Below are 25,140 nucleotides of genomic sequence, written 5' to 3'. Positions count from 1 at the left end.
CGTCCTTACGGTGGGGTAGCTACCCCTCGCGAGGGTGTTCAATTTGACGGTGGAGTCGGCGTGATTATTTTCAACGGGTTGTCCAGGGTGTGTGTGGCGGGTGTGTTGCTGGGCTTGAGCCTGGGCGCATCGGCACGGGAGCAGGTGACGCAGGCGTCGGCGCAGATCCAGCGCACCGGCTTTGGCGTGCCGCATATCCGCGCCAACGATGAGCGTGGCTTGGGCTACGGCATCGGCTATGCGTATGCCCAGGACAATATGTGCCTGCTGGCCAACGAAGTGGTCACAGTGAGTGGCGAGCGCTCACGCTTCTTTGGCCCGGAGCAGGCCACGCTGGAAGAACGCAACAACCTGGCCAGCGACGTGTTTTTCACCTGGCTGAATACGCCGCAGGCCGTCGCCACCTTCTGGAACGCGCAAACGCCGCAGATCCAGCAGCGGGTCGAAGGCTACGTGGCGGGTTACAACCGCTACCTGAAAGAGCACGGCGCACCGGCACAATGCCAGGCTGCGTGGGTGCGGCCGATCACGCCACAAGACGTGGTCAAGCTGACCCGCCGCTTACTCGTCGAAGGCGGCGTGGGCCAATTCGCCGAAGCGCTGGCGGGGGCAACGCCGCCTGGTGTTACCACCGGCATACAGGCCAGCGCCCAACGCTTCGAAGTGGCAGCGGCCAATCAGCAGCGCTTTGCCCTGGACCGTGGCAGCAACGCGGTGGCGGTAGGCCGTGACCGCTCGTTCAATGGCCGTGGCATGTTATTGGCCAACCCGCATTTTCCGTGGGTCGGTGGCATGCGTTTTTATGAGATGCACCTGACCATTCCCGGCCAGTTGGACGTGATGGGCGCCGCATTGCCGGGCCTGCCGGTGATCAACATCGGCTTCAACAGGCATGTGGCCTGGACCCATACGGTCGATACGTCCAAGCATTTCACCCTGTATCGCTTGACCCTGGACCCCAAGGATTCCACGCGCTATCTGCTGGACGGCAAATCTCTCCCGCTGGATAAAACCACGGTGACCGTCCAGGCCAAACAACCCGACGGTAGTCTCAAAGCCGTGTCCCAGACGCTCTACAGCTCCCAATTCGGCCCAGTCGTGCAATGGCCCGGCAAGCTGGACTGGGACAACCACTACGCCTTCAGCCTGCGCGACGCCAACCTGGGCAACGACCGCGTGTTACAGCAGTGGTACGCGATGAACCGCGCCGCCAGCCTCAAGGAACTGCAAGCCTCGGTGCATACCCTGCAAGGCATCCCGTGGGTCAATACCCTGGCCGCCGACGACCAGGGCCAGAGCCTGTACATGAACCTGTCGGTGGTGCCGAACGTCAGCCAGGCCAAGCTCGCCCAATGCAGCGACCCGCGCGCCGGCCTGCAACTGATCGTACTCGACGGCGCCCACAGCGCCTGCGCCTGGGACATCGACCCGCGCGCGGCCCAGGCCGGGATCTTCGCCGCCGACCAACTGCCGCAGCTGGAACGCAGCGACTATGTGCAGCACTCCAACGACTCGGCGTGGATGGCCAACCCCAAGGCGCCGCTGACCGGTTTCTCACCGGTCATCAGCCAGGACCACATCGGCCTGGGCCCCCGTGCACGCTTCGCCGTGCAACGCCTGCAATCCCTGGAGAGCAAGCCGATCAGCGTCACCGACCTGCAACATATGGTGATGGACAACGAGGTGTACCTGGCAGGGCTGGTCATGCCAGACCTGCTGGCGTTCTGCGCCAAACACCTGGGCGCCGACGCCGCTGCGTTGCAACCGTTGTGCACCAGCCTGAAAGCCTGGGACCAGCGCGCCAACCTCGACAGCGGCCTGGGCCTGGTGCACTTCATCAACCTGATGGACCACCTGCAGCAGATCCCCGACGCCTGGCGCGTCGCCTTCGACCCGGCGCAACCGCTGACCACGCCACGCGGCCTCGCCATCGACCGCGAACCTGTCGCCACGGCCCTGCGCGAGGCGATGCTTGCTTCGGTGGCGGATGTCAATAAGTTGGGCCTGACCGCCAACAGCCGTTGGGGCGATATCCAGGTCAGCGGCCAAACCCCGATCCACGGCGGCCCGCAGGCACTGGGCATCTACAACGCCATGCAAACCGTCCCGCGCGCCGACGGCAAACGCGAAGTAGTCAGCGGCAGCAGCTACCTGCAAATCGTGACCTTCGACGACAAAGGCCCCCAGGCCCAAGGCTTGCTGGCGTTCTCCCTGTCCAGCAACCCAGCCTCCAGGCACGCCAAGGACCAGACCCAGGCCTTCTCCGAGAAAAAACTCAGCCCGCTGCCGTTCACCGACGCCCAGATCAAGGCCGACCCGCAATACCAGCAGCTCCAGATCAAGGAGTAGAGCAGGCGCGCAACCCCTTGAAAGCGCTGCGAAATATTTTTGAAATCAAGGGGTTGCACGCTTTGGCAAATACGTACATAATGGCGCCCATCGAACGCAACGAAGCATTAAAAACTTCAGTGTATTCAATGAGTTAGAGTAGAGGCAGGCTTCATTAGCCCACTCAAGTTTGCATGCGGTGAGTGCCAGTGATTAGGGCATTGATCGTTTGAGGCCGAGTAGCAAAATGGTTATGCAGTGGATTGCAAATCCACCTACGCCGGTTCGATTCCGACCTCGGCCTCCACTCTTGAAAACCCCGTAGATTAACGTCTACGGGGTTTTTTATTGCCTGCGATTTGATGCGTGTGTTTACACCGCAACTTCAGCCTCTGTGGGCGTTCGCATAATGCGTTTTGTGTAAGCGTTTTTTATGATTTTTGAAACTGTTTTTTCAATCACGAAGTACGAGGCGATAGACAGCAAAACCAGCATCACGACGAAGATGGAAAAATTAATAGTGTTGGACTCAAACATATATTGGGAAGGGATCGTCTGAAAAGCAAGATGGGCCGGTGCTTGCAGGATGTAAAGCGAGTAGCTGGACTCACCGAGTATGACGAGTGCCGGCATACATGATATTTTTTTAAGCAGATTATTTGCGATTGCACATAAATAGATTGCAGGTGTGAATAGAATCGCGGTGAAACTGCTCGCATACGCTATATGCTCGCCTATTGCAGCGTCTATGCTGGGGCCGTAGTCAATGACTTTGCCAATGATGGCGAATAGCAAGAGACTGAGAATAAGTGCAGTCTTTTCACCGATTGCCTGGCGCCATACGCCTGCCTTGAAAAAGAGCCCAGCGGTAAAGCCCAGGACGAAACTGCACAAGTGTGAAGGCGGGAAGTAGTTAATCAAGGCGTGCGCGAGGGTGCCGGCTCCGTCATGTTGGCTTGTGCGACTGTAGTAGCTGAGTACGACCTGGCTGGCAATCCAAAGAAGTACGGCGGACGCAAGCCATGTGCCGAGGCTTGATTTTTTCTTTGCACTACTTAGTAAAAGCAGCAGTGGGCAAATGGCGTAAAAAAACATTTCTACTGAAACGGACCATCCAGGGTAATTCAACGTGGTGGCTTTTGTCGGGAACCACGATTGGATAAGAGTGGCAGACAACAAGAATGTCCCGTTGAAAGAGCTTCTTGTGATTACCATAAAAGCTAACAGCGCTATTAAATATATTGGCAGGATTCTTGCCACTCTATTCACATAAAACTGTGAGGCGGAGATGGTCTTTTTTGTATTCGATAGGGCCAGCACGAACCCGGACAGGACAAAAAAGAACGTGACCATGATCGGCCCGCAATTCAGTATGGTTGGCAAGTTCTTATAGATGAGTGTGTCTGGTCCGTAGTGGAATATAACCACCACGAGCGCTGCAATAAAACGCAAGAATGTAAGTGACTCAAGTCTTTCTACGGTTGTTGCATTTTTTCCTGACGCGTCAATGGTGCTGCCGACCTGGTTTTTTTGTTCCGGCACGGTGCCTTTGCCTCTTGAATGTATCGTAAATGTACGACTTTATTCGCGCGAGGATACCACGTCATTTATGTGCCAGGGCTTACGGTTACATTGCATCCGTTCGTGCCGTCAGAGGGGCCGCAAGGGGGACTGATTCGGGTGTGGTGTTCCGTCTGTTAGGGTTGCAACTCACCCTGCGCCGGTTCGATCCCGACCTCGGCTTCCACTCTTGAAAAGTACCTCACCGCGCCGTATACCCCACCCCAAGCTCCCACCGCGACTGCCAATGATCAACATACCGCCGCGCTATCTCCGGCGTGCCCTTGATCACCAGCACATTCTCCGAATTCGCCGTTTCCGCAGACGTCGCATAATTGAATGACCCCGTTTGCACCGTGCTGCCATCAACGATAATCACCTTGTCGTGCTGCAGGTAAAAGTGGTCACTGGTACGCAGTTCCACCCCATTGCGGCTGACAAAGTCCATGGCCGTGGTACTGGCCTTACCCAGGTTGCGCTTCTTGTCGATGACCACCCGCACCTTCACACCGCGCTTCTGCGCCTCGACCAACGCCCGTGTGATGTCAGGCGCTTGAAAGGCGTAGGCCAGCATCTGAATGCTGTGCCGCGCGCTGCCGATGGTCTCCAGTACCAACGTACGCGCCGAACCTTCTGGCGAGAAACCGACGGCAATGCTGGGTTCAGCCAGAGAGAGGGGCGATAAGCCGAGCAGGGCCGCCAAGGTGATGCATCGAACGATCATCATGTTTCAAACCCCGATAGCGCTATGCGCAAACGCTTGGTTCGCAGCGCGTTGTAAGTTTAAAAATACAAAGCCTACCAACACGTTACACGATAGCCGTGACGCCGTCGGCTTTCGCTTGTCCTATCTCTCGCGAAACAAATATTGCCAAGCAGAGAGTGTTTTCATGAAGTTGAATTACCTGACCAAGGCGGCCGTCGTGGTCGCGCTGTTGTCCACCCTTTCGGGTTGCTGGATGTTCATGCCACCACCAGGTGGTGGTGGTGGTGGTGGTGGTGGTGGTGGTGGGCACGGACAAGGCGGTGGCCACGGTGGTGGTCCAGGCGGTGGCGGTGGTCAGCGCTAAGTAGTGCATCCGGGGAGCAAGCCGTTGCGGTTTGCTCCTTTTTTTTGTGCGGCGAAAGTGTATTCCCCGATCCACCCCTAGCTGTACGGGGCGTTCAGCCCGGTAAACCTCTACTGTCACAGGCCTGTCACCACTGTCTGGATGCTGCGCCATGTTCATGTCTACCAGTCTGCTCTCAGCCTTTGTGCTGTTCGCTTTCGTGTCTTCGATCACCCCGGGGCCCAACAACACCATGCTGCTGGCGTCGGGGGTGAACTTCGGGTTTCGTCGCTCGATGCCCCATGCGCTGGGGATCAGCATCGGTTTCATGCTGTTGGTGATTGCGGTGGGCCTGGGGTTGGGCGAGGTATTCAAGGTGTTTCCGTGGGCCTACACGCTGTTGCGTTATGTGGGCGCGGCATATCTGTTGTACCTGGCGTGGAAGATCGCGACGTCCGCCGGTATGTCCGAGAGCAGTGATGCGCACGGCAAGCCGATGACGTTCCTCGGCGCGGCGGCGTTTCAGTGGGTCAATCCCAAGGCGTGGATCATGGCGCTGGGGGCAATCACCACCTACACGCCGGCCGAGGGTTATGTCACCAACGTGCTGGTGATCGCCTTGGTGTTTGCCGTGGTCAACCTGCCCAGCGTGTGTGTCTGGGTGGGCTGTGGCAGCGGCCTGCGCAATGTGTTGCGCGAGCCGCATTGGTTGCGGGTGTTCAACTGGTCAATGGCGGGCTTGCTGGTACTGTCGTTGTACCCGATGTTGTTTGCCAGCTGACGGCGTTACACCGGCGAGATGGTCGCCAGCAGGCCGATGCCGATGGTCAGCACTAAAAAGCCGAACAGGAAAATTGCCATCTTGGTCATAAGGCCTCCGAAGGGAAGGGGGCGCCAGGAAGTGTCCTGGTGCACTCGACAAGGGTGTCGGGAGTGGGCGTATTGTCCGCCCGGGGCAGTTTTCGATACAGAGGCAGATGCTAAAGAAAAAACCGTATCAGATGCGCGTTCAGGCGCCTGGCTTCAGCCTGTGCAGGGTGGCGTATTTTTCAAGCTCAGCCCACATCCTTGTGTTTATGCGCCCGCCAACCTGTAATCTTTACGCTCGATAGTGACCGTTACCGTGCCAGTGCGAGGATGTATGCGACGTCTGTTGAGCAAATACCGTTACGCCATTATTTTCTGGCTGTGCTTCGGCATCTTCCGCACCTCTCTGGCCGACTGGAACCCCATCCCCTCCGGCTCCATGCGCCCAACCTTGGTGGAGGGCGATGTGGTGCTGGTCAACCGCGTCGCCTACGACCTCAAGCTGCCGCTCACCGACATCTCGGTATTCGCGCTGGAAAACCCGCAACGCGGCGACGTGGTCACCTTCACCTCGCCCAAGGACGGCGTGCGCCTGATCAAGCGCATCGTCGGCATCCCCGGCGACACTCTGCAAATGAAAAACGAGGTGCTGTGGATCAATGGCGTGCCGGCCACTTACATGGATGAGCAAGCCATCAGCGAGCGCATTTCGCCTGATCAATCCATCGCCGGGATCAAGCTCACCGAGCTGGCGAGCAACAGCCAGCGCACAGTGCAGTTCATGCCCCAGGTGCGCGCGCGCCGCGACTTCGGCCCGCTGGTCGTGCCTGCCGACAGCTACTTCATGCTCGGCGACAACCGTGACAACAGCGCGGATTCGCGCTACATCGGCGTTGTGCCGCGCCGATTGCTGATCGGTCGCGCGCACCATATCCTGGCGTCCGCGCAGATCCTCGATCATTGGATGCCGCGATTTCGCCGATTTGGTGCGCCAATCCTCTAAGATGGCGCCCACTGCACCAACAACAATAAAGTGGGCAACCCCTCGATGGAAAGACGCCAGTTCAGCGGTGGCATGAAAGGCAAGAACCTGCGCTACCTGAATGACAACCCGCAACAGCCGTCGCCGGTCACCCGTGTCGGCTTTGTGCTGCTCGAACACTTCTCCCTGCCCGCATTCACCCAGACCCTCGACACCCTGGTCACCGCCAACCTGCTGCGCCCGGATCTGTTTGCCACACGCACCTTTGGTTGGGACGATGGCGAAGTCATCAGCGACCTTGGCCTAGTGATCCGCCCGGACGCGCGCCTAGACGTCGCGGCGTTGCAGGAGTTGGAATTGCTGGTGATTTGCGGTGGTTTTCGCACCGAACTCAAGGCTGGCGACGACTTTGTGCAACTCTTGCGCGTTGCCGCTGAACAAGGCGTGGGCCTCGCGGGGCTGTGGAATGGCTCGTGGTTCCTTGGCCGTGCTGGTTTGTTGCAGGGCTACCACTGCGCGATCCACCCGGAACATCGCCCGGCGTTGGCGGAGGTGTCCAAGGCGGCCCACGTCACCAGCGAACCCTTTGTGATCGATCGCGACCGGCTCACGGCGTCCAGCCCATCTGGGGCGTTTCATATGGCCCTGGACTGGATCAAGAGCCTGCACGGCAAAGCCTTGGTCGAAGGCATCGAAGACATCCTGGCGTTTGAAGAATCGCGCTACCGGCGCATCAAGCCGACGGAAAACGTCAGCGTCAGCGCGCCGCTGCGCGAAGTGGTCAAGTTGATGGACGCCAACCTCGAAGAACCCCTGGAACTGGACCAGTTGGCCGTGTACGCCGGCCGCTCTCGCCGCCAGCTTGAGCGGTTGTTCAAGGAGCAACTGGGCACCACGCCGCAACGCTATTACATGGAGCTGCGCGTGACCGAAGCGCGGCGGTTGTTGCAGCACACCGAACTGTCCCAGGTGGAAGTGCTGGTGGCCTGCGGGTTTGTGTCGCCGAGCCATTTCAGCAAGTGCTATAGCTCGTACTTTGGGTATCGGCCTTCCAAGGAGAAGCGGTTGGTCAAATAGTCAGGTGGTTGGCAGTACCACCGCTATCGCAGCGATGCGGCGACCCGACAAGCCAGCTCCCACAGGGGGGCTGCGAACACGGTCAAAATGTGGGAGCTGGCTTGCCTGCGATAGCGCCAGCCCAGACAACATCCAAACCCCAGACCCACCACCCAATGCAACGATTCGCCCCCACACCCCTCATATGTCTACACCCAACGTTTCACCACGACAGGTATCGGGCTTATGACGGCGGCGGACAACGATCATGTGAACTGGCTGGTGCAACAGTCGATGCTGCACGCGGCACGCCAGCGGGCCAGGCTCTATTCCGGGCAAGGGCGCCTTTGGCAACAGCCTTACGCACAGACCCGGCCACGGGATGCGACGGCGCTGTCCTCGGTGTGGTTCACCGCCTACCCGGCGTCGATTGTCACCCGTGACGGCGGTACGGTGCTGGAAGCCCTCGGCGATGAAAGCCTGTGGCAGGCCTTGTCGAAGATCGGCATCCAGGGCATCCACAACGGCCCGCTGAAAAAGTCCGGTGGCCTCAGCGGCACCCAGCACACGCCGACCATCGACGGCAATTTCGACCGCATCAGCTTCGACATCGACCCGCAACTGGGCACTGAAGCGCAGTTGCAGGCGCTGACGCGCATGGCCGCCGCGCACAATGCGGTGATCATCGACGATGTGATCCCGTCCCACACCGGCAAGGGCGCGGATTTCCGCCTGGCGGAGATGGCCTACGAGGACTACCCCGGCCTGTACCACATGGTGGAGATCCGCGAAGAAGACTGGCCACTGCTGCCCGACGTCGCCGACGGCGATGACGCGCACAACCTCAGCCCTTCGCAGGTCGATGCCCTGCGTGACAAGCACTACATCGTCGGCCAGTTGCAGCGGGTGATCTTCTTCGAGCCCGGCGTCAAGGAAACCGACTGGAGCGCCACGCCGGTCGTCCTCGGCGTGGACGGCAAGCCGCGCCGCTGGGTGTACCTGCATTACTTCAAGGCCGGCCAGCCGTCACTGAACTGGCTGGACCCCAGCTTCGCCGCGCAGCAGATGATCATCGGCGACGCCTTGCACGCCATCGATGTGATGGGCGCGAAGATCCTGCGCCTCGACGCCAACGGTTTCCTCGGCGTGGAACGCAAGCTGGACGGCACGGCGTGGTCGGAAAGCCACCCGCTGTCGATCACCGGCAACCAACTGCTGGGCGGAGCGATTCGCAAGGCGGGCGGTTTCAGCTTCCAGGAGTTGAACCTGACCGTGGACGACATCGCCGCGATGTCCCACGGCGGCGCGGACCTGTCCTATGACTTCATCACGCGCCCGGCCTACCAGCATGCCTTGCTGATGGGCGACACCGAATTCCTGCGCTTGATGCTGCGCCAGATGCACAGCCTGGGCATCGACCCCGGTTCGTTGATCCACGCCCTGCAAAACCACGACGAACTGACCCTGGAACTGGTGCATTTCTGGACCCTGCACGCCCATGACAGCTACCAGTACCAGGGGCAGACTTTTCCCGGCAACAGCCTGCGCGAGCACATCCGCGAGCAGATGTACGAACGCCTGGCGGGCGAGCAGGCGCCGTATAACCTCAAGTTCGTCACCAACGGCGTGGCTTGCACCACGGCCAGCATCATCACCGCGGCGCTGGGCATTCGTGACTTGGCTACCATCACGCCGACGGATATCCAGCAGATCCGCCAGATCCACCTGCTGCTGGTGATGTACAACGCCATGCAGCCGGGGGTGTTTGCCTTGTCCGGCTGGGACCTGGTGGGCGCGCTGCCATTGGCGGCTGACAGCGTGGCGCATTTGATGGGCGATGGTGACACGCGCTGGATTCATCGCGGCGCCTATGACTTGGTGGACCTCAACCCCGACGCTGAACTGTCCGCCGGGCAGATGCCGCGCGCGCAAAGCCTGTATGGCAGCCTGAACAGCCAATTGCAGGACCCCGAATCCTTTGCCTCACAGCTGCAAAAAATCCTCGCAGTGCGCCGTGCCTACGATATTGCCGCGAGCCGCCAAATCCTCGTGCCGGATGTGCAAAACCCTGGGCTGCTGATCATGGTTCACGAACTGCCAGCGGGGAAGGGCACGCAAATCACCGCGCTGAACTTTGGCGCGACGGCGATCACTGAAACCCTGCACTTGCCCGACATTGCGCCGGGGCCGGTGGTGGACATTATCAATGAGCGGGTGGAGGGCGATCTGACGGCGGAGGGTGAATTCACCATTACTCTGGATGCATACGAAGGCTTGGCACTGCGCGTTGTCAGCACCACCCCGATGTTGTGATTGAACTCGGTCAGCTCCCACAGAGGCCAGGTTCCACAGATGTTCCGCATTGGCCTCAGAGTTGGAAGCGATACCCCACACCATACAACGACTCAATCGGCGTTTCCCCCGGGCACACCTGCTCCAGCTTGCGCCGCAGGTTACGTATATGGCTGTCCACCGTGCGGTCGGTCACCACGCGGTGGTCGGAGTAGAGCTTGTCCAGCAACTGGTCACGGGAAAACACCCGCCCCGGCGCACGGGCGAAGGTGTTGAGCAGGCGTAGTTCCAGTGGCGTCAGGTCCAGGGCCACGCCGTCGAGGGTTGCCTGGTATTGGGTTTCGTCGATCACCAAGCGCGGTGCGGCATTGGTCAGCAGTTGCGGGCCACGGCGCAGAATCGCCTTGACCCTGGCCACCACCTCCCGTGGGCTGAAGGGCTTGCAGATGTAATCGTCCGCCCCCAGTTCCAGGCCGAGCAGGCGGTCCACTTCTTCGACGCGGGCGGTGATCATGATGATCGGCACCGCGCTGAACCCACGCAGGTCCTGGCACAGTTGGATGCCGTCGCGGCCGGGCAGCATCAGGTCCAGCAGGATCAGCTTCGGCGAGTGCGCACGCACGGCGGGCACCACTTGCAGGCCGTTGTCCAGGCACTGTGTGGTGTAGCCGGCGGCGTTCAGGTAGTCCTGCATCAGGGCGGCGAGTTTGGGTTCGTCCTCGACGATCAGAATGTCCATGGCTTATACGCTCCGGGGCAGGCGCAGGGTCAGCCACAGGCCGCCGAGGGGCGAGTGATCGGCGCTGAGGCTGCCGCCGTGGGCGAGGGCGATGCTGCGACAGATCGCCAGCCCCAACCCGGCGCCGCCGCTTTCACGGTTGCGTGAGGATTCACCCCGGTAGAAGCGCTCGAACAGACGCGGCAGCTGACTGGCCGAGACGCCGGGGCCGGAGTCCATGAATTCGATGCGCAGTTCATCGCGCTCAACGGCGGCGCTGATACGCACCACGCCGCTTGGGTCGGTATAGCGCACGGCGTTCTCCAGCAGGTTGGAGAACAACTGCTGCAAGCGATCAGCGTCTGCGACCAACTCCAGCGGCTGGCTCGGCAGCTCCAACTCCACGCGTAACCGCCGGGCATTGAGGCGCTCCTGGAACATCGCCACGCTGTGTTCCAGCAACTCGTTCAGCGCGCACGGCGCCTTGCGATAGGTCAGGGCGCCAACGTCCGCCAGCGACAGCTCATACAGGTCATCCACCAATTTGCTCAGCATGCTGACTTCGCCTTGCAGCGATTTCATCGTGTTCTGGTCCAGGCTGCGCACGCCGTCTTCAATCGCCTCCAACTCGCCCCGCAGCACCGACAGTGGCGTGCGCAGCTCGTGGGAGACATCGGCCATGAACTCGCGGCGCATCTGTTCGTTGCGCTCCAGGGTGTAGGCCAACTGGTTGAAGTCGCGGGCCAATTGGCCGACTTCATCGTTGGACGCGACGGCCACACGGCTGCTGTAGTCGCCGCTGGCCAGGCGGTGGGTGGCGGCGGCCACGCGCTTGACCGGCTCCAGCAACGTGCGGGCGATCCACCAGGCAATCAGCATCGCCATCAGCAGCGAGAACAGGCCCATCACCAGGCTGGTACGCAACTGGTATTGCTGGAAACGCTCGCCGCCGGCCTCGGTGACGCTCTGGAACGGCGTCACGGCGAGCCAGCCGACGGTTTCACCGGCCACCACAATCGGCAGGGCCAGGGCGTCGTCGCCAATGGCCGGGTAGCCGGTCACGCGTTTTTTGTCTTTATCCAGCAGGGCGATGCGGAACAGGGCGCCGGTGAGGTCGGAGATCTGCGGCGTCTTCAAATCGCGCACCGCCTGCTTTTCACCCGGCTCGGGGCGCATCACTTCAAACCAGCGGTCCGGCTGGTTGCGAAAGAACTCCCAACCGCCCTCACGCTCGTAGGCGGCCGCCAGGCGCGGCACCACCGGGGCCATGCGCTCCAGCGCCTGCTCATTGATATAGCCAAGGAAGCCCCGACCAAAACTCCAACTGGTGGCCACGCCCATACTCAGGATGACCAGCAGCACACCGGCCAGCACTGCGATAAACAACTTGGTGGAGATACTCAACTTCATGCGTGCAGGGCCGTGGTTAAAAAGACACCCGCCCATTTAGGCCCCCAGGCGCGAAAGATTCAACCCAGGCGGGCAATCTTCAATTTTCCTGCACATTTACCTCGCAGCATAAGGGTAAGGCTTGCGCCACCCCGTCTTGCAGAGGCAGATATGAGCACCAAATTCTTCGCCAAATACCTGGTCACCGCCGCCGTTTTCCTTTCCCTGATCCTGCTCGCGGTACTCGGCGGCTGTTCCGCCGGTGACCCGGCCCCGCAGGCCGTGACGCCACAGGTCACGGTGCTTACCGTACAACCGAAAGCCCAGGTGCTGACCACCGAACTGGCCGGGCGCACCCAGGCCTTTATGGTCGCCGAGATCCGCCCGCAGGTCGGCGGCATCGTGCAGCAACGCCTGTTTGTCGAAGGCGCCGAGGTCAAGGCCGGGCAAGCGCTGTACCAACTGGATGCGGCGCCCTACAAGGCGGCGCTGGCCCAGGCCGAGGCCACGTTGAGCAAGGCGCGCGCCACGTTGAAATCGGCACAAACCACCGCCACGCGCAACGCGCAGCTGGTGAAGATCGACGCCATCAGCCAGCAAACCCACGAAGACTCCCAAGCCTCGCTGCTGACCGCGACCGCCGACGTGCAAGTGGCCGAGGCCGACGTGGCCACCGCGCGCATCAACCTCGGTTACACGCGCATCAGTTCGCCGGTGGGCGGGCGCATCGAAACCTCCACCGTCACCCCCGGCGCATTGGTCGTGGCCAACCAGGACACCGCCCTGACCACCGTGCAGCAACTCGACCCGCTGTACGTCGATGTCGTGCAGTCCACCACCGAACTGCTTGGCCTCAAGCGCGACCTGGCCAGCGGCGTGTTGCAGGCCAACGCCGACGGTGAAGCGCGCATCAGCCTCAAGCTGGACGATGGCAGCACCTACAACCACGAAGGCCGCCTGACCTTCAGCGGCGTCAGCGTCAACCAGAGCACCGGCACCGTGACCTTGCGTGCGGTGTTCGCCAACCCCGAGCATTTGCTGTTGCCGGGCATGTACGTGCGCGGCGTGCTGGAACAGGCCCGCGACGCACAGGCGATCCTCATCCCGCAACAGGCGGTGACCCGCAGCGCCAGCGGCGTGACCTCGGTGTTGCTGGTGGTGGATGGCAAAGTCGAGCAACGCGTGCTGACGGTCGACCGCGCTGTGGGCAACCAATGGTGGGTGACGGCCGGGTTGCAGGCCGGTGACCAGGTGATCGTCGAAGGCGGGCAAAAAGTCCGCGTCGGCGCGGTGGTGCAAACCAAGGCCGCCGTTGCCGGCGCACTGGCGCAGGAGGGTTGAGCATGGCGCGTTTTTTTATTGATCGACCGATTTTTGCCTGGGTCATTGCCATCGTGATCATGCTCGGCGGTGCGCTATCCATCAGCCAGTTGCCGCTGGAGCAATACCCGGACATCGCGCCGCCGACGGTGCGCATCTCCGCGACCTACACCGGCGCGTCGGCCAAGACTGTCGAAGACTCGGTGACCCAGGTCATCGAGCAGGCCCTCACCGGCCTCGATAACCTGACCTATATGTCGTCGTCCAGCAGTTCGGCGGGCAGCGCCAGCATCAACCTGACCTTTGGCGCCGGCACCGACCCTGATGTGGCGCAAATGCAGGTGCAGAACAAGCTGCAACAGGCCGAGTCGCGGTTGCCGCAGTCGGTGCAAAGCGAAGGCTTGACGGTGACCAAGGGCGGCTCGGACTTCCTGATGATCGCCGCACTGGCCTCGGACAATCCCAGCGTCACCGGCACGCAGATCGGTGATTACATCTCCAGCACCTTGCTCGACTCCATCAGCCGCCTCGACGGCGTCGGCGAGGTGCAAACCCTCGGCTCGGGCTACGCCATGCGCATCTGGCTGGACCCGGCGCTGCTGGAAAAATACGCGCTGATGCCGTCCGACGTGAGCAGCGCCCTCGAAGCGCAGAACACCGAAGTCTCCGCAGGCCAGCTTGGCGCGTTACCGGCGGTCAAAGGCCAGCAGCTCAACGCCACCATCACCGCGCGCAGCAAACTGCAAACCGCCGAAGAATTTCGCAATGTGGTGGTCAAGTCCAGCAGCGACGGCGCGCTGGTGCTGTTGGGTGATGTGGCCACGGTAGAACTGGGCAGCGAGAGCTATGACGTCAACTCGGCGCTCAACGGCAAGCCAGCCGCCGCCATGGGCGTGCAACTGGCGGCCGGCGCAAATGCGCTGAGCGTGGGCGAGGCGGTCAAGGCCAAGCTGGCGGAACTGGAGCCGTTCTACCCCACTGAAATGCAGCTGAAAAACGTGATTGCCTACGACACCACGCCGTTCGTGAGCCTGTCCATCGAGGAAGTGGTCAAGTCCCTCGGTGAGGCCATCGTGCTGGTGGTGCTCATCATGTTCCTGTTCCTGCAGAACTTTCGCGCCACGCTGATCCCGGCGATTACTGTGCCGGTGGTGCTGCTCGGCACGTTTGGCGTGCTCGCGTTGTTTGGCTACTCGATCAACACCCTGACCATGTTTGCCATGGTCTTGGCCATCGGCCTGTTGGTGGACGATGCGATCGTGGTGGTGGAAAACGTCGAGCGGGTGATGAGCGAAGAAGGGCTGTCGCCCCTGGAGGCCACGCGCAAGTCGATGGCGGAGATCACCAGCGCCCTGGTGGGTATCGCGCTGGTGCTGAGCGCGGTGTTTATCCCCATGGCGTTTTTTGGCGGTTCGACGGGGATTATCTACCGGCAGTTTTCCGTGACCATTGTGTCGGCCATGGTGCTCTCAGTGCTGGTGGCGATGACCCTGACCCCGTCGTTGTGCGCCACGCTGCTGAAACCCAGCCATGCCCAGGGCGGCTTCTTCGGCTGGTTCAACCGCAGCTTCGAGCGCAGTTCCCTGGCCTATGAACGCCTGGTGGGCGGCGTGTTGCAACGTGGGCGCCGCAGCCTGTTGATCTATGGGCTGGTGGTGGCGGCGATGGCGGCGGGGTACGCGAGCCTGTCCACTTCGTTTCTGCCGGACGAGGACCAGGGCATCCTCATGGCGCAGATCCAACTGCCGGTGGGCGCCACCGACAGCCGCACCCAGGCGGTGATGACCCAGTTCGAGGACTACCTGCTCAAGCAGCCGGAAGTCGAGGCGATGATCAGTATCACCGGCCTGGGCATGGGCGGTAACAGCCAGAACACCGCGCGCGCGTTCATCCGTCTCAAGGACTGGAGCGAACGCTCGGCCAGCGGCCAGGACGCAGCCTCGATTGCCCAGCGGGCGACGCTGGCGCTGCAAAGCATTGGTGATGCCGACGTGTTTGTCATGCAACCGCCGGCGGTGCGCGGCCTGGGCCAGAGTTCTGGGTTCGATTTGCAGCTCAAGGACCTCGGTGGCCTTGGCCACGATGCGCTGGTGGCGGCCCGTGAACAATTTATCGAACTGGCCAAGCAAGATCCGCGCTTGCTCGGCGTGCGCAGCAACGGCCTGGACGACACGCCGCAGCTCAAGGTGAGCATCGACGACCGCAAGGCCGGGGCCTTGAGCCTGAGCACCAGCGATATCAACACCACCTTGTCCACGGCGTTGGGCGGCAGTTATGTGAATGACTTCCTCAACCAGGGCCGCGTGAAGAAGGTGTATGTGCAGGGCGCCGCCGAATCGCGCATGCAGGCCGCTGACCTGAGCCATTGGTTCGTGCGCAACAGCCTGGGCGAGATGGTGCCGTTTTCGTCGTTCGCCAGCAGCGCGTGGAGTTACGGCTCGCCGCTGTTGGAGCGCTACAACGGCAGCGCGTCCCTGGAAGTGGTGGGCGACCCGGCGCCGGGCGTGAGTTCCGGCGCGGCGATGGATGCGGTAGAAGCCATCGTCAAGCAACTGCCGGCGGGCATTGGTTATGAGTGGACAGGGCAGTCGTACCAACTGCGCCTGTCCGGTTCGCAGGCGCCGTTGCTGTATGCGGTCTCGGTGCTGTTTGTATTCCTCTGCCTGGCGGCGTTGTACGAGAGTTGGTCGGTGCCGTTTTCGGTGATCCTGGTGGTGCCGCTGGGCGTGGTCGGCGCGGTGTTGGCGACCAAGGTCAGCGGCTTGAGCAATGACGTGTACTTCCAGGTGGGGCTGTTGACCACCGTGGGCCTGGCGGCGAAGAACGCGATCCTGATCGTCGAGTTCGCCAAGCACCTGCAAGAGCAGGGCGCAAGCCTGCGCGAGGCGACGTTGATGGCGGTGCGCCAACGCCTGCGGCCGATCCTGATGACGTCCCTGGCATTTATGTTCGGCGTGCTGCCCCTGGCCCTGAGCAGCGGCGCAGGTTCCGCCGGGCGGCAGGCCATCGGCACGGGCGTGTTGGGCGGCATGTTCAGCGCCACGCTGCTGGGGATCTTTTTTGTCCCGCTGTTCTTCGTGATGATCCGCCGCCGTTTCGGTCGCGTGTCGACTCCATCTGCTTCTACAGGTGACGCATGATCAAGTTTCACTGGCCCTTGCTGGCCGTCCTGGCGCTGAGTGGTTGCGTCAATCTGGCGCCGACGTATGAGCGGCCCGAAGCCCCCATCCCCGTGCAGTGGCAAGCCGGCGTCAACGGTGATGTCGCGGCGGATATCCAATGGCAGCAGTTTTTTACCGACAGCCGCCTGGCTCAATTGCAAACGCTGGCCTTGGCCAACAACCGCGACCTGCGCTTGGCCAGCCTGAATATCGAAAAGGCCCAGGCGCAATACCGCATCCAGCGTGCGGCGGCGTTGCCGAGTATTGATGCCGGTGTGAGCGGCACCCACAGCCGCACGCCGGGCGCGTTGTCGAGCAGCGGCGTGGCGTCTACCAGCCATGACTACAGCGCGCAATTGGGGTTGAGCAGTTATGAAGTGGACGTGTTTGGCCGCGTGCAGAATCTTCAGGATGAGGCCCTGCAAGCCTATCTGGCGCTGACCGAAACCCGGCGCAGCACGCAGATCAGCCTGGTCGCAGAAGTGGCAACCGCGTGGTTGACGTTGGCCGCCGACAACGAGCGCTTGCAACTTGCCCAGGACACTCTGTCCAGCCAGCAGACCACTTATGAACTGACCCAACGCAGCCACGCCCTCGGCGGTTCTGCCGCACTGGCGGTGGCCCAGGCGCAAACCACTGTGGAGTCGGCGCGCGGCGACGTGGCGGAGTATCAAAGCCAGATCCTGCAAGACCGCAACGCGTTGCGCCTGCTGGTCGGCAGCGACATCCCCGACACGCTGCTGCCGGGCACGCGGCTGGAGTCTGCCGCTGCATTGGTGCAAGTACCGGGTGAATTGCCGTCGAGCCTGTTGCAGCGCCGGCCCGATGTGCTGGCGGCGGAACACAGCCTGCAATCGGCGAATATCGATATTGGCGCGGCGCGGGCGGCGTTTTTCCCCACCATCAGCCTGACGGCCAATGCGGGTTCTGCCAGCTCGGCCTTGTCCGGGTTGTTCAAGGCTGGCAGTGGCGCCTGGACGTTTGCGCCGAGCATCAGCCTGCCGATTTTCGATGCCGGCAGTAACCGCGCCACACTGGATGCGGCCAAGGTCGAAAAGGAGATCCAGGTGCAGACCTATCAACAAACCCTGCAAACCGCGTTCAAGGAAGTCGCCGATGCGCTGGCGGTGCGCAGCACCCTTGACCAGCGCTTGGCCGCGCAGCAGGCATTTACCGAGGCCAGCCAGAAAAGTTTCGACTTGTCCGATGCACTTTATCGCGCCGGTTCGCAAAGCTACCTGGAAGCCTTGGATTCACAGCGCTCGCTGTACAGCGCCGAACAGGACCTGATCACCTTGCGCCTGGCCGAACAGAGCAATCGGGTGACGTTGTACAAGGTCATGGGGGGAGGGTGGCAGTAAGCCTGCGTTGATCCGCTGTAGGAATGCCACTAGGATCATGGCCTTTTTCAAGGGAATGAGACGATGCTGGCAAACTTGCAAAAGATTGGCGCGCTGTTCGCGGCGAGCCTGGCCCTGACCGGTTGTATCCATTACGAACACGACAGCGCCAAAGGCAAGCCTGCCGAGCAGGTCGTGACGATCCAGCAGTTCGATAAATCGCTGACGATCGTCAAGATCGACGGGGAACAGACCCTGTACTGGTTAAGCCGTCAGAGCGAATACCGCGTGGGGGCTGGCGTCCATACCCTGCAGGTGCGCAAGTTCATCACTGCGCAGACGCATACGGCATTGCTTCCACTGACGGTGGAGCTGGCACCGGGGCGCACGTATGGGCTGTATGGTTTTTCGTCGTTGAACCAGTGGAGCTACGACGTTCGTGACATCGAGACGGGGCAAAGTGCCTCGGTCGTCAAGCCGTGAGGGATCACACTATGCTGCGCACGTTGTTCACCCATGCCTTGGCGCTGAGCGCCGTGTTCGCGAGCTCCGGCGCCTGGGCGTGGTACAGCGAGGGCGACAAGATCGTCATGACCCTGCAGGAGCGCCAGTATTGCCGCACTTGGGAGGCTGATGGCATTGCCGCCATGATGGCCCGGCAGGAAAACACCGAGCCGCCTTGGCAGGGGAGCGGCACCACTGATATGGAAAAAAGCATCCGCACTGTGTTTATGCGTCAGGTCCAGGATTACCCGATTGAAAGCACCAAAGAAGCCCGCATGGCGGTCATTGAGAAATACGGCAAGCAGATGGAGATGCGCTGCTTTGGGATGATTACCTCAAAACCGTCAAGCAAAGCACCCTGATCACGGCCACGGCGTGGGCGCCGGTTTGGGCTGCTTCTTGAAGTAGCCCGTGCGCAGGTAGCGCGCCAGGCGCCAGATGCCGTAGGCCACCGCCGCCACCAGCACGCCGCCGATGATGTAACCGATCGCCAGGCCTTGCTCGTAAGAGGTCAAGTAGCCCCGGCGCCACAGGTGTACGGCGTCGGCAATGGTTTTTGGGGTTTGAATCCACACGATGATGGACAGGAGATATATCGGGATCGAGGCCACAAGACGTAGCCAGTAAACAGTCGTGCTCATCTCGTTTCTTCCTTGGGGTGTGTCACCGAGCGCGGCATATTATAGCTTTTTTGATACCAAGTTTAGCCCGGTGAAGCTGGCGTAATGATGGCTACGCGGCGTATAAAGTTCGCCAACTGCAATCGAGAACTTGCCATGAACGTCACTATCGCCAGCACCCCCAGCGCAGCAACCACACCCACGGTGAGCAGTGCCAGCAGCACTAACACCACGGCGACGGACACCACCACTACCGAAGCCTCCAGCACCACCACCAGCACCACCACCAGCGCCGGCACCGACAGCAAAAAGGCCGGTGGCGCAGGCGCAGGCGCGGCAACCACCTCGACCTCGGAAGAGTCCGATACCGTCAAGGCGCTGAAAAAACAGATCGAAGAACTGCAAAAGCAGCTGCAAGAACAGCAGCAAGCGGTGCAGAAAGCCCAGTCCAGCAAGCAGAGCGATGAGGCCAAGATGGCAGCGGTCGCGGCGGCGCAATCCCAGGTGAGCGCTACCTCGGCGGCATTGCAGACCGCCACGGCAGCGTTGTTGCAAGCGGTCACGGCTGAAGGCGGAGACACCTCGGGCACGTTGGTCAGCACCACGGCCTGACGCCACGCCTCACTTCGCCACGGCAGCCATCAGCAGCTTGCGAATCTCTCCGGTAATCGCACTTTTGGTGCCTTGCTCCAGAATCCCCACCCGCCGTACCGCCAAGTCGCCCGGCAGCGGCAGTACGCGCAGGCTGGGGTCTTTGTGCCAGTCAAAGTTCTTCAGCAACGGCACGATTGCCACGCCGACTTGCTGGCGCACCAGATCGGCGATGCCGATGATCGAGTTCAGCTCCAGGATCTCCAGCGGCTCCACCGACTCACTCTTGATGATCGACTGCACCTTGCGGCCCACGGCGGTGGAGCGGTCGTAACGAATGAAGGGCTGGGTGCGCAGCAACTCCACCGCGTCGTTGATCCCGGCGGTCTGCGTGGCATTGGCGAGCATGACGATGGGTTCGTTGTAGAGCAGGGTCCAGCTCAAGCCATCGAAGTTTTGCCGTGCCGTCTCGATCAGCAACGCGGCGTCGAGCTTGCCGGCCTGTACCAGATTGGCCACTTCGTCGGAGCGCGCAGTCATCAGGTTCACCGAGATGCGCGGGTGCAGCTTTTTCAGTTGCACCAGGCAATTGGCGAGCAGGCCCATGCCCGAAGTAATCCCGCCAATCGACACCTCACCCTCCATGGCCTCGCCATCGGGCGCTTCGGCGATCATCTGCTCGTAGTCCGCCAGCAGGCGCTTGGCCTTGGGCAGCAACAGCACGCCATCGCGGCTGAGCTTGATCTGCCGCTGGCTGCGGTCGAACAGCGGGCGGCGCATCTCTTCTTCGAGGGCGCGCATTTGCTGGCCGACGGCGGCATTGGTGAGGGCCACGCGGTCGGCGGCAGCGGCAAAGCTGCCGTACTCGGCGACGGCGATAAAGGTCTTGAAGAAGCGAATGCTGCTCATGGGAGGGCCCGTGGTCGTGGGTGTGGCTGCATCGTAAAGGTTTTGTTTACTCAGGCTAAAGTTTAATTAGTTTTTCTTTTTATAGCGCCCGGCCAATACTCAAATCCGAACTGACTCGGCGAATTTCCCCCATGAGCAATCTTGATACCAACCCTGAAGACGCAGCCCTGCGCGCTGCCAAGAACGTCTACCACCTCGGCGCGACCACGGTGTATTCCCACGCCCAGGACAGCCGTTTTGCCTACACCCTCTACGTACCGGAAACCATCGAAGACGCCAGCCGGCCCATCGACCTGGTGGTGTCGCTGCACGGCTCGACCCGCGCCATGGAGATCTACCGCAACGGCTTCGCGGAGTTTGGCCGCTGGAACGATTGTGTGATCCTGTCGCCCCTGTTCCCAGTCGGTGTGCTGGGGGATGGCAATGGCGATGGCTACAAGCAGATGGTCGAGGGCGATATCCGCTACGACCAAATCCTGCTCGACATGATCGCCAACGTCGGCCAGCGCTACGGCCGCAGCTTCGATACGTTCGCACTGTTCGGCTATTCCGGTGGCGGGCAATTCACCCATCGCTTCTGCTACCTGCACCCGGAAAAACTCTGGGCCGCCTCCATCGGCGCGCCGGGCTCGGTGACCTTGCTGGATGCCGACCAGGACTGGTGGGTCGGCGTGCGCGACTTTGCCGCGCGCTTTGGCAAGCCGCTGAACCTGGCGGCCTTGCAGCAGTTGCCGGTGCACATGGTGGTGGGCGAGGCCGACCTGGAAACCTGGGAAATCACTCACCGCGAAGGCGGCAAGCACTACATGGCCGGCGCCAACACGGCGGGGCGCACGCGCCCGGAACGCCTGGCCAGTTTGAAGGCCAGCTTCGAAGCCGCTGGCGTACAGGTGCAGCTCGACCTGCTGCCCAACGTCGCGCACCAGGGCATCAAGGCCATGCCGGCGGCCCAGGACTTTTTCGCCAAGGTGTTGCGCCGCAAGCGCAGCCTGGGCTGATTCACCGCTGCACGCTGCACTCAGAACAGACCGTATAACAATAACCAAGGATTCACTCATTCTGATGCCGGTCCTGCCTTGGCCCACGCCAACGACCGGAATATTTCTTCAAGGAGTCTTTCTCCCGTGAATAACTACGTAAAGACGGCGCTGGCCGTCGCGCTATCGGCGTGCACGTTTTCCATGGCCGTCGCCCAAGACAAGGTCATCAGCGTTGGCCTCAACGGTGATATCCGCAGCACCGACCCGGGCGTCAACCGCGACGACAACACCGACGCAGTGATGATGCACATCGTCGAAGGCCTGGTGGCGTACCGCGAAGACACCAGCATCGCGCCGATGCTCGCCAGTTCGGTCGCCGTGTCGCCGGATGGCCTGCGCTACACCTTTACCCTGCGCGATGGCGTGCACTTCCAGAATGGCCAGGTGCTGACCGCCAAGGACGTGCAATGGACCTGGCAGCGTTACCTCGACCCCAAGACCCAGTGGCGTTGCCTGGCGGAGTTCGACGGTCGCGGTGCGGCCAAGATCGTCGATGTCGCCGCCCCCGACGCACAAACCGTGGTGTTCACCCTGGACCAGGCCAACGGCTTGTTCCTCGCCGCCATGGCCCGCCCGGACTGTGCCGGCAGCGGCATCTTGCACCCAGACTCCCTGGCCGCCGATGGCAGCTGGCGCGCACCGATTGGGACCGGGCCGTTCACCCTGGGCAAATGGCAGAAGGGCCAGTACGTCGAACTTGACCGCTTCAAGGACTACAGCCCACGGGCCGAGGCCACGCCGGACGGCTACACCGGCAACAAGCAGGCGTTTGTCGACAAGGTGCGCTTTGAAGTGATCCCCGATTCCGCCTCGGCCAAGGCCGCACTGCTGTCGGGTGGCGTGGACCTGCTGCCGGATGTCACGGCGATGGACGCTGCGCAACTCAAGCAGGTCAAGAACCTGCAAGTGCAAGTCAGCCCGATCATGACCATCAGCGGCCTGCTGTTCCAGACCCGCGACCCGTTGCTCAAGGATGTGCGCATCCGCCGTGCGGTGGCGTTGTCCCTGGATTACGCGCAGATGGTCGCGGCGCTGTCCGACGGTTTGTCGGTGGTCAACAACTCGGTAATTCCCACCGCCAGTCCTTACTACGACGCCACCGCGCACCAGGGCTACACCTACAACCTCGACGAGGCCCGGCGCCTGTTGAAAGAGGCCGGCTACAGCGGTGAAAAAATCCGCATGCTGGTCAACAAGCGCTACCCGCAGATGTTTGACCTCGGCCTGCTGAGCCAAGCCATGGTCCAGGCGGCTGGCTTGAATATCGAGATGGAAACCCTGGAGTGGGGCACCCAGTTGGAGCGCTACCAGACCGGCAGCTACCAGATGATGGCGTTCTCCTACTCGGGGCGTTTCGACGCCGCGCAAAGCTACGAGTCGGTGATCGGCGACAAGGACAAGGAACCGCGCAAAGTCTGGGACAACCCCGAGGCCCTGGCGATCCTGCGCGAGGCCCAGCGCGAAGTGGACCCCGCCAAGCGCCGGCCCCTGTTCGACCAACTGCACACGCTGATGCTCAAGGATGTACCGATGGTGGTCGTCTACAACGGCACCGCCATCGGCGCCATGGGCAAGCGCGTTGAAGGTTACCGTTCCTGGCCTGTTGCCAAGCCGCGCCTGTGGGGCGTGAAGCTGGCCGACACTTCCAAGTAAGGCATAGCGCTATGTTTCGATTCATCTCACACAGGCTCGGCATGGCAGTGCCGACCCTGTTGCTGATCTCGGTGATTGTGTTTGCCTTGATCCGCCTGATCCCCGGCGACCCCGCTTTGCTGATGCTCGGCGACATGGCCGACCCGCAAAGCCTGGCCGACATGCGCAGCAGCCTGGGGCTGGACCACTCGGTGGTGACCCAGTACCTGATCTGGATCAAGTCGGTGCTCAGCGGCGACCTCGGCGTGTCCATCAGCAGCCGCCAGCCGGTCCTGGATTTGCTGGTGGAGCGCTTCAGCGTCAGCGCCACGGTGGTGCTGGTGGCGGTGCTGCTGGCGACGTTGCTTGCTGTGCCAGTGGGCTTGCTCGCGGCCTGGAAGCAAAACAGCGCAATGGACCTGGGCCTGGTGGCGACGGCGACGCTGTTGCTGTCGGTGCCGAGTTTCTGGCTGGGCTTGTTGCTGCTCTACGTGTTCGGCATTCAACTGGGCTGGTTGCCGGTGATTGGTTATGTCGGCTTTGGCACTGATCCGATGAAGGCGCTGACCTATGTGGTGCTGCCCATCGTCACCCTGACCCTGGTGGAGTTCGGCGCCATTGCCCGCATGGCCCGGGCCAGCACCATTGAAGTGCTGCGTCTGGAATACATCGCCCATGCCCGGGCCAAGGGCTTGTCGGAGAGCGCGGTGCTGTGGAAACACGCCTTGCGCAATGCCTTCGCGCCGACCTGGACCCTGATCGGCCTGATCCTCGGCAACCTGCTCGGCGGCATCGCGGTGCTGGAAACCGTGTTCACCTTGCCCGGCATCGGCCGGCTGATGGTCGACGCAATCTTCTCCCGCGACTACCCGGTGTTGCAGGGTTGCCTGCTGCTGATTACCTGCATCTATGTGTTGGTCAACCTGTTGGTAGACCTGCTGTATCCGCTGTTCGATCCAAGGGTGAAGCTATGAACCTGAAGACTTCTGCCTTGCCCGGCGTAGGGGCGATCACGCCGCGTCGACGTCGGCGCTACCCACCGCTGAATGCGCTGATTGGCGGCGGCTTGCTCGCAGCCCTGGTGTTGCTGGCCTTGCTCGGTGTGGTGTGGACGCCGTACGACCCGCTCAAGCTCGACCTGCTCTCACGCCTGCACGCACCAGATGCCGCGCACTGGCTGGGCACCGATGAATTCGGCCGGGATGTGTTCAGCCGCTTGATCATCGGCGCGCGCACCAGCCTGTGGATCAGCCTGCTGTCGGTCAGCGTGGCGGTGGTCTGCGGCACGCTGATCGGCATGCTCGCCGGTTACCTGCGCGGCTGGACCGACCGCATCCTGATGATGCTCAACGATGCGTTGCTCGCGTTCCCCGGCATCCTCATGGCCCTGGGCATCATGGCGATTGTCGGGGCCAGCCAGTACGGCATCGTGCTCGCCCTCGGTATTGCCTACACGCCGTCGGTGGTGCGGGTGGTGCGCGGCAGTGTGTTGTCGTTGCGCGAGCTGGAGTTTATCGAGGCGTCGCGGGTGATCGGCAACTCCGAGCTGTACACCATGTTCCGCCACATCACGCCCAACTGCCTGGCGCCGTTGTGTGTGCTGGCCACCAGCATGTTCGGCTGGGCTTTGCTCTCGGAGAGCGCGCTGAGCTTCCTCGGCCTGGGCGTACCACCACCGGCCGCGACCTGGGGCAGCATGCTCTCGGCGAGCCGCACCTATATCTCCAATGCGCCGTGGCTGGGGATCTTCCCGGGCATCTTTATCAGCCTGACGTTGCTGGCGATCAATCTGTTCGGCGATGCCTTGCGTGATCGTCTCGACCCGCGCATGAGGAAATGAGC

The 25,140-nt window shown here is 61.8% G+C and carries 22 protein-coding genes and 1 tRNA gene; 17 read left to right on the top strand and 6 right to left on the bottom strand.

Translation table 11 applies throughout. The features are described 5' to 3' along the window. Positions 1-60 precede the first annotated feature (60 nt). Both pvdQ and ACU688_RS14575 read left to right on the top strand, forming a co-directional pair. A complete protein-coding gene (gene pvdQ / locus ACU688_RS14580) occupies positions 61-2,349 on the top strand; it encodes a bifunctional acylase PvdQ (RefSeq protein WP_448185301.1) in 2,289 nt (762 codons plus the stop codon). A gap of 212 nt (positions 2,350-2,561) precedes the next feature. Beyond that, positions 2,562-2,635: transfer RNA gene (locus ACU688_RS14575), tRNA-Cys, on the top strand. Positions 2,636-2,700: 65 nt separating this feature from the next. Here ACU688_RS14575 and ACU688_RS14570 read toward each other — a convergent pair. Together ACU688_RS14570 and ACU688_RS14565 are read right to left on the bottom strand one after the other, a co-directional pair. Beyond that, positions 2,701-3,870: an acyltransferase family protein gene (locus ACU688_RS14570; RefSeq protein ID WP_448185300.1), complete on the bottom strand. Its 1,170-nt coding sequence runs from the start codon at positions 3,868-3,870 to the stop codon at positions 2,701-2,703. A 220-nt stretch (positions 3,871-4,090) separates the two neighbouring features. Further along, positions 4,091-4,615 (bottom strand): phospholipase D family nuclease, encoded by a 525-nt coding sequence (locus tag ACU688_RS14565; RefSeq protein WP_448185299.1) that lies wholly within the window; start codon positions 4,613-4,615, stop codon positions 4,091-4,093. 163 nt (positions 4,616-4,778) lie between these two features. On the opposite strand from ACU688_RS14565, the gene ACU688_RS14560 reads away from it, so the two are divergent. From ACU688_RS14560 to treS, 5 genes are all read left to right on the top strand, one after another. Next, positions 4,779-4,958, top strand: a complete 180-nt coding sequence (locus ACU688_RS14560; RefSeq protein WP_448185298.1) for a hypothetical protein — start codon at positions 4,779-4,781, stop codon at positions 4,956-4,958. A 151-nt stretch (positions 4,959-5,109) separates the two neighbouring features. After that, positions 5,110-5,718: a LysE family translocator gene (locus ACU688_RS14555; RefSeq protein WP_448185297.1), complete on the top strand. Its 609-nt coding sequence runs from the start codon at positions 5,110-5,112 to the stop codon at positions 5,716-5,718. 360 nt (positions 5,719-6,078) lie between these two features. Further along, positions 6,079-6,747 carry a signal peptidase I gene (gene lepB / locus ACU688_RS14550; protein WP_448185296.1) on the top strand — a complete coding sequence of 223 codons (669 nt, stop codon included), beginning with the start codon at positions 6,079-6,081 and terminating at the stop codon, positions 6,745-6,747. A gap of 72 nt (positions 6,748-6,819) precedes the next feature. After that, positions 6,820-7,803, top strand: coding sequence for a GlxA family transcriptional regulator (locus ACU688_RS14545; RefSeq protein WP_448185588.1), 984 nt, complete (start codon positions 6,820-6,822; stop codon positions 7,801-7,803). Positions 7,804-8,028: 225 nt separating this feature from the next. Continuing rightward, positions 8,029-10,095, top strand: a complete 2,067-nt coding sequence (treS, locus tag ACU688_RS14540) for a maltose alpha-D-glucosyltransferase (RefSeq protein ID WP_448185295.1) — start codon at positions 8,029-8,031, stop codon at positions 10,093-10,095. Between the two features lie 55 nt (positions 10,096-10,150). On the opposite strand, the gene ACU688_RS14535 is transcribed toward treS, so the two are convergent. Both ACU688_RS14535 and baeS read right to left on the bottom strand, forming a co-directional pair. Next, a complete protein-coding gene (locus ACU688_RS14535) occupies positions 10,151-10,813 on the bottom strand; it encodes a response regulator (RefSeq protein WP_448185294.1) in 663 nt (220 codons plus the stop codon). 3 nt (positions 10,814-10,816) lie between these two features. Further along, positions 10,817-12,238 carry a sensor histidine kinase efflux regulator BaeS gene (baeS, locus tag ACU688_RS14530; protein ID WP_448185293.1) on the bottom strand — a complete coding sequence of 474 codons (1,422 nt, stop codon included), beginning with the start codon at positions 12,236-12,238 and terminating at the stop codon, positions 10,817-10,819. Positions 12,239-12,352: 114 nt separating this feature from the next. On the opposite strand from baeS, the gene ACU688_RS14525 reads away from it, so the two are divergent. The 5 genes from ACU688_RS14525 to ACU688_RS14505 all read left to right on the top strand — a co-directional run bounded on the left by ACU688_RS14525 (position 12,353) and on the right by ACU688_RS14505 (position 18,868). After that, a complete protein-coding gene (locus ACU688_RS14525; protein ID WP_448185292.1) occupies positions 12,353-13,522 on the top strand; it encodes an efflux RND transporter periplasmic adaptor subunit in 1,170 nt (389 codons plus the stop codon). Between the two features lie 2 nt (positions 13,523-13,524). Then, positions 13,525-16,641, top strand: coding sequence for an efflux RND transporter permease subunit (locus tag ACU688_RS14520; RefSeq protein ID WP_448185291.1), 3,117 nt, complete (start codon positions 13,525-13,527; stop codon positions 16,639-16,641). Then, a complete protein-coding gene (locus tag ACU688_RS14515; RefSeq protein ID WP_448185290.1) occupies positions 16,638-18,023 on the top strand; it encodes an efflux transporter outer membrane subunit in 1,386 nt (461 codons plus the stop codon). Before ACU688_RS14520 ends, ACU688_RS14515 begins: the two co-directional genes overlap by 4 nt. Before the next feature lie 63 nt (positions 18,024-18,086). Beyond that, the gene (locus tag ACU688_RS14510) at positions 18,087-18,485 is read left to right on the top strand and encodes a hypothetical protein (RefSeq protein WP_448185289.1); all 399 of its coding nucleotides are present in this window, start codon (positions 18,087-18,089) and stop codon (positions 18,483-18,485) included. Between the two features lie 11 nt (positions 18,486-18,496). Beyond that, positions 18,497-18,868 (top strand): hypothetical protein, encoded by a 372-nt coding sequence (locus ACU688_RS14505; protein ID WP_448185288.1) that lies wholly within the window; start codon positions 18,497-18,499, stop codon positions 18,866-18,868. Here the strand turns inward: ACU688_RS14505 and ACU688_RS14500 are convergent, their stop codons facing one another. Beyond that, the gene (locus ACU688_RS14500) at positions 18,869-19,147 is read right to left on the bottom strand and encodes a hypothetical protein (protein ID WP_448185287.1); all 279 of its coding nucleotides are present in this window, start codon (positions 19,145-19,147) and stop codon (positions 18,869-18,871) included. Between the two features lie 135 nt (positions 19,148-19,282). Between ACU688_RS14500 and ACU688_RS14495 the strand changes: the two genes are divergently transcribed. Next, the gene (locus ACU688_RS14495) at positions 19,283-19,738 is read left to right on the top strand and encodes a hypothetical protein (RefSeq protein ID WP_448185286.1); all 456 of its coding nucleotides are present in this window, start codon (positions 19,283-19,285) and stop codon (positions 19,736-19,738) included. A 9-nt stretch (positions 19,739-19,747) separates the two neighbouring features. On the opposite strand, the gene ACU688_RS14490 is transcribed toward ACU688_RS14495, so the two are convergent. Next, entirely contained in the window at positions 19,748-20,626 is an 879-nt protein-coding gene (locus ACU688_RS14490) for a LysR family transcriptional regulator (protein WP_448185285.1), read from the bottom strand. Positions 20,627-20,757: 131 nt separating this feature from the next. Between ACU688_RS14490 and ACU688_RS14485 the strand changes: the two genes are divergently transcribed. The 4 genes from ACU688_RS14485 to ACU688_RS14470 all read left to right on the top strand — a co-directional run bounded on the left by ACU688_RS14485 (position 20,758) and on the right by ACU688_RS14470 (position 25,138). Then, positions 20,758-21,624 carry an alpha/beta hydrolase gene (locus tag ACU688_RS14485; RefSeq protein WP_448185284.1) on the top strand — a complete coding sequence of 289 codons (867 nt, stop codon included), beginning with the start codon at positions 20,758-20,760 and terminating at the stop codon, positions 21,622-21,624. Positions 21,625-21,750: 126 nt separating this feature from the next. Continuing rightward, positions 21,751-23,319: an ABC transporter substrate-binding protein gene (locus ACU688_RS14480; protein ID WP_448185283.1), complete on the top strand. Its 1,569-nt coding sequence runs from the start codon at positions 21,751-21,753 to the stop codon at positions 23,317-23,319. Positions 23,320-23,330: 11 nt separating this feature from the next. Beyond that, on the top strand, positions 23,331-24,272 hold the full coding sequence (locus ACU688_RS14475) for an ABC transporter permease (protein ID WP_017529519.1): 942 nt from the start codon (positions 23,331-23,333) through the stop codon (positions 24,270-24,272). Beyond that, the gene (locus tag ACU688_RS14470) at positions 24,269-25,138 is read left to right on the top strand and encodes an ABC transporter permease (RefSeq protein WP_448185282.1); all 870 of its coding nucleotides are present in this window, start codon (positions 24,269-24,271) and stop codon (positions 25,136-25,138) included. Before ACU688_RS14475 ends, ACU688_RS14470 begins: the two co-directional genes overlap by 4 nt. Positions 25,139-25,140: the final 2 nt, after the last annotated feature.

It is taken from the genome of Pseudomonas acericola (SeqCode) (genome assembly GCF_053456465.1).
Note: the sequence above shows the minus strand (reverse complement) of the source record. Positions and strands in the feature narration are given on the sequence as shown.

Bases quoted from the DNA above. Each gene is read 5' to 3' on its own strand.
- ACU688_RS14510 (WP_448185289.1), top strand. From the start codon at position 18,087: ATGCTGGCAAACTTGCAAAAGATTGGCGCGCTGTTCGCGGCGAGCCTG.
- ACU688_RS14470 (WP_448185282.1), top strand. From the start codon at position 24,269: ATGAACCTGAAGACTTCTGCCTTGCCCGGCGTAGGGGCGATCACGCCG.
- ACU688_RS14555 (WP_448185297.1), top strand. From the start codon at position 5,110: ATGTTCATGTCTACCAGTCTGCTCTCAGCCTTTGTGCTGTTCGCTTTC.
- ACU688_RS14535 (WP_448185294.1), bottom strand. From the start codon at position 10,813: ATGGACATTCTGATCGTCGAGGACGAACCCAAACTCGCCGCCCTGATG.
- ACU688_RS14475 (WP_017529519.1), top strand. From the start codon at position 23,331: ATGTTTCGATTCATCTCACACAGGCTCGGCATGGCAGTGCCGACCCTG.
- ACU688_RS14520 (WP_448185291.1), top strand. From the start codon at position 13,525: ATGGCGCGTTTTTTTATTGATCGACCGATTTTTGCCTGGGTCATTGCC.
- ACU688_RS14500 (WP_448185287.1), bottom strand. From the start codon at position 19,147: ATGAGCACGACTGTTTACTGGCTACGTCTTGTGGCCTCGATCCCGATA.
- ACU688_RS14490 (WP_448185285.1), bottom strand. From the start codon at position 20,626: ATGAGCAGCATTCGCTTCTTCAAGACCTTTATCGCCGTCGCCGAGTAC.
- ACU688_RS14565 (WP_448185299.1), bottom strand. From the start codon at position 4,615: ATGATGATCGTTCGATGCATCACCTTGGCGGCCCTGCTCGGCTTATCG.
- ACU688_RS14495 (WP_448185286.1), top strand. From the start codon at position 19,283: ATGAACGTCACTATCGCCAGCACCCCCAGCGCAGCAACCACACCCACG.
- lepB (WP_448185296.1), top strand. From the start codon at position 6,079: ATGCGACGTCTGTTGAGCAAATACCGTTACGCCATTATTTTCTGGCTG.
- ACU688_RS14560 (WP_448185298.1), top strand. From the start codon at position 4,779: ATGAAGTTGAATTACCTGACCAAGGCGGCCGTCGTGGTCGCGCTGTTG.
- ACU688_RS14505 (WP_448185288.1), top strand. From the start codon at position 18,497: ATGCTGCGCACGTTGTTCACCCATGCCTTGGCGCTGAGCGCCGTGTTC.
- treS (WP_448185295.1), top strand. From the start codon at position 8,029: ATGACGGCGGCGGACAACGATCATGTGAACTGGCTGGTGCAACAGTCG.
- ACU688_RS14525 (WP_448185292.1), top strand. From the start codon at position 12,353: ATGAGCACCAAATTCTTCGCCAAATACCTGGTCACCGCCGCCGTTTTC.
- ACU688_RS14545 (WP_448185588.1), top strand. From the start codon at position 6,820: ATGAAAGGCAAGAACCTGCGCTACCTGAATGACAACCCGCAACAGCCG.
- baeS (WP_448185293.1), bottom strand. From the start codon at position 12,238: ATGGGCGGGTGTCTTTTTAACCACGGCCCTGCACGCATGAAGTTGAGT.
- ACU688_RS14515 (WP_448185290.1), top strand. From the start codon at position 16,638: ATGATCAAGTTTCACTGGCCCTTGCTGGCCGTCCTGGCGCTGAGTGGT.
- ACU688_RS14485 (WP_448185284.1), top strand. From the start codon at position 20,758: ATGAGCAATCTTGATACCAACCCTGAAGACGCAGCCCTGCGCGCTGCC.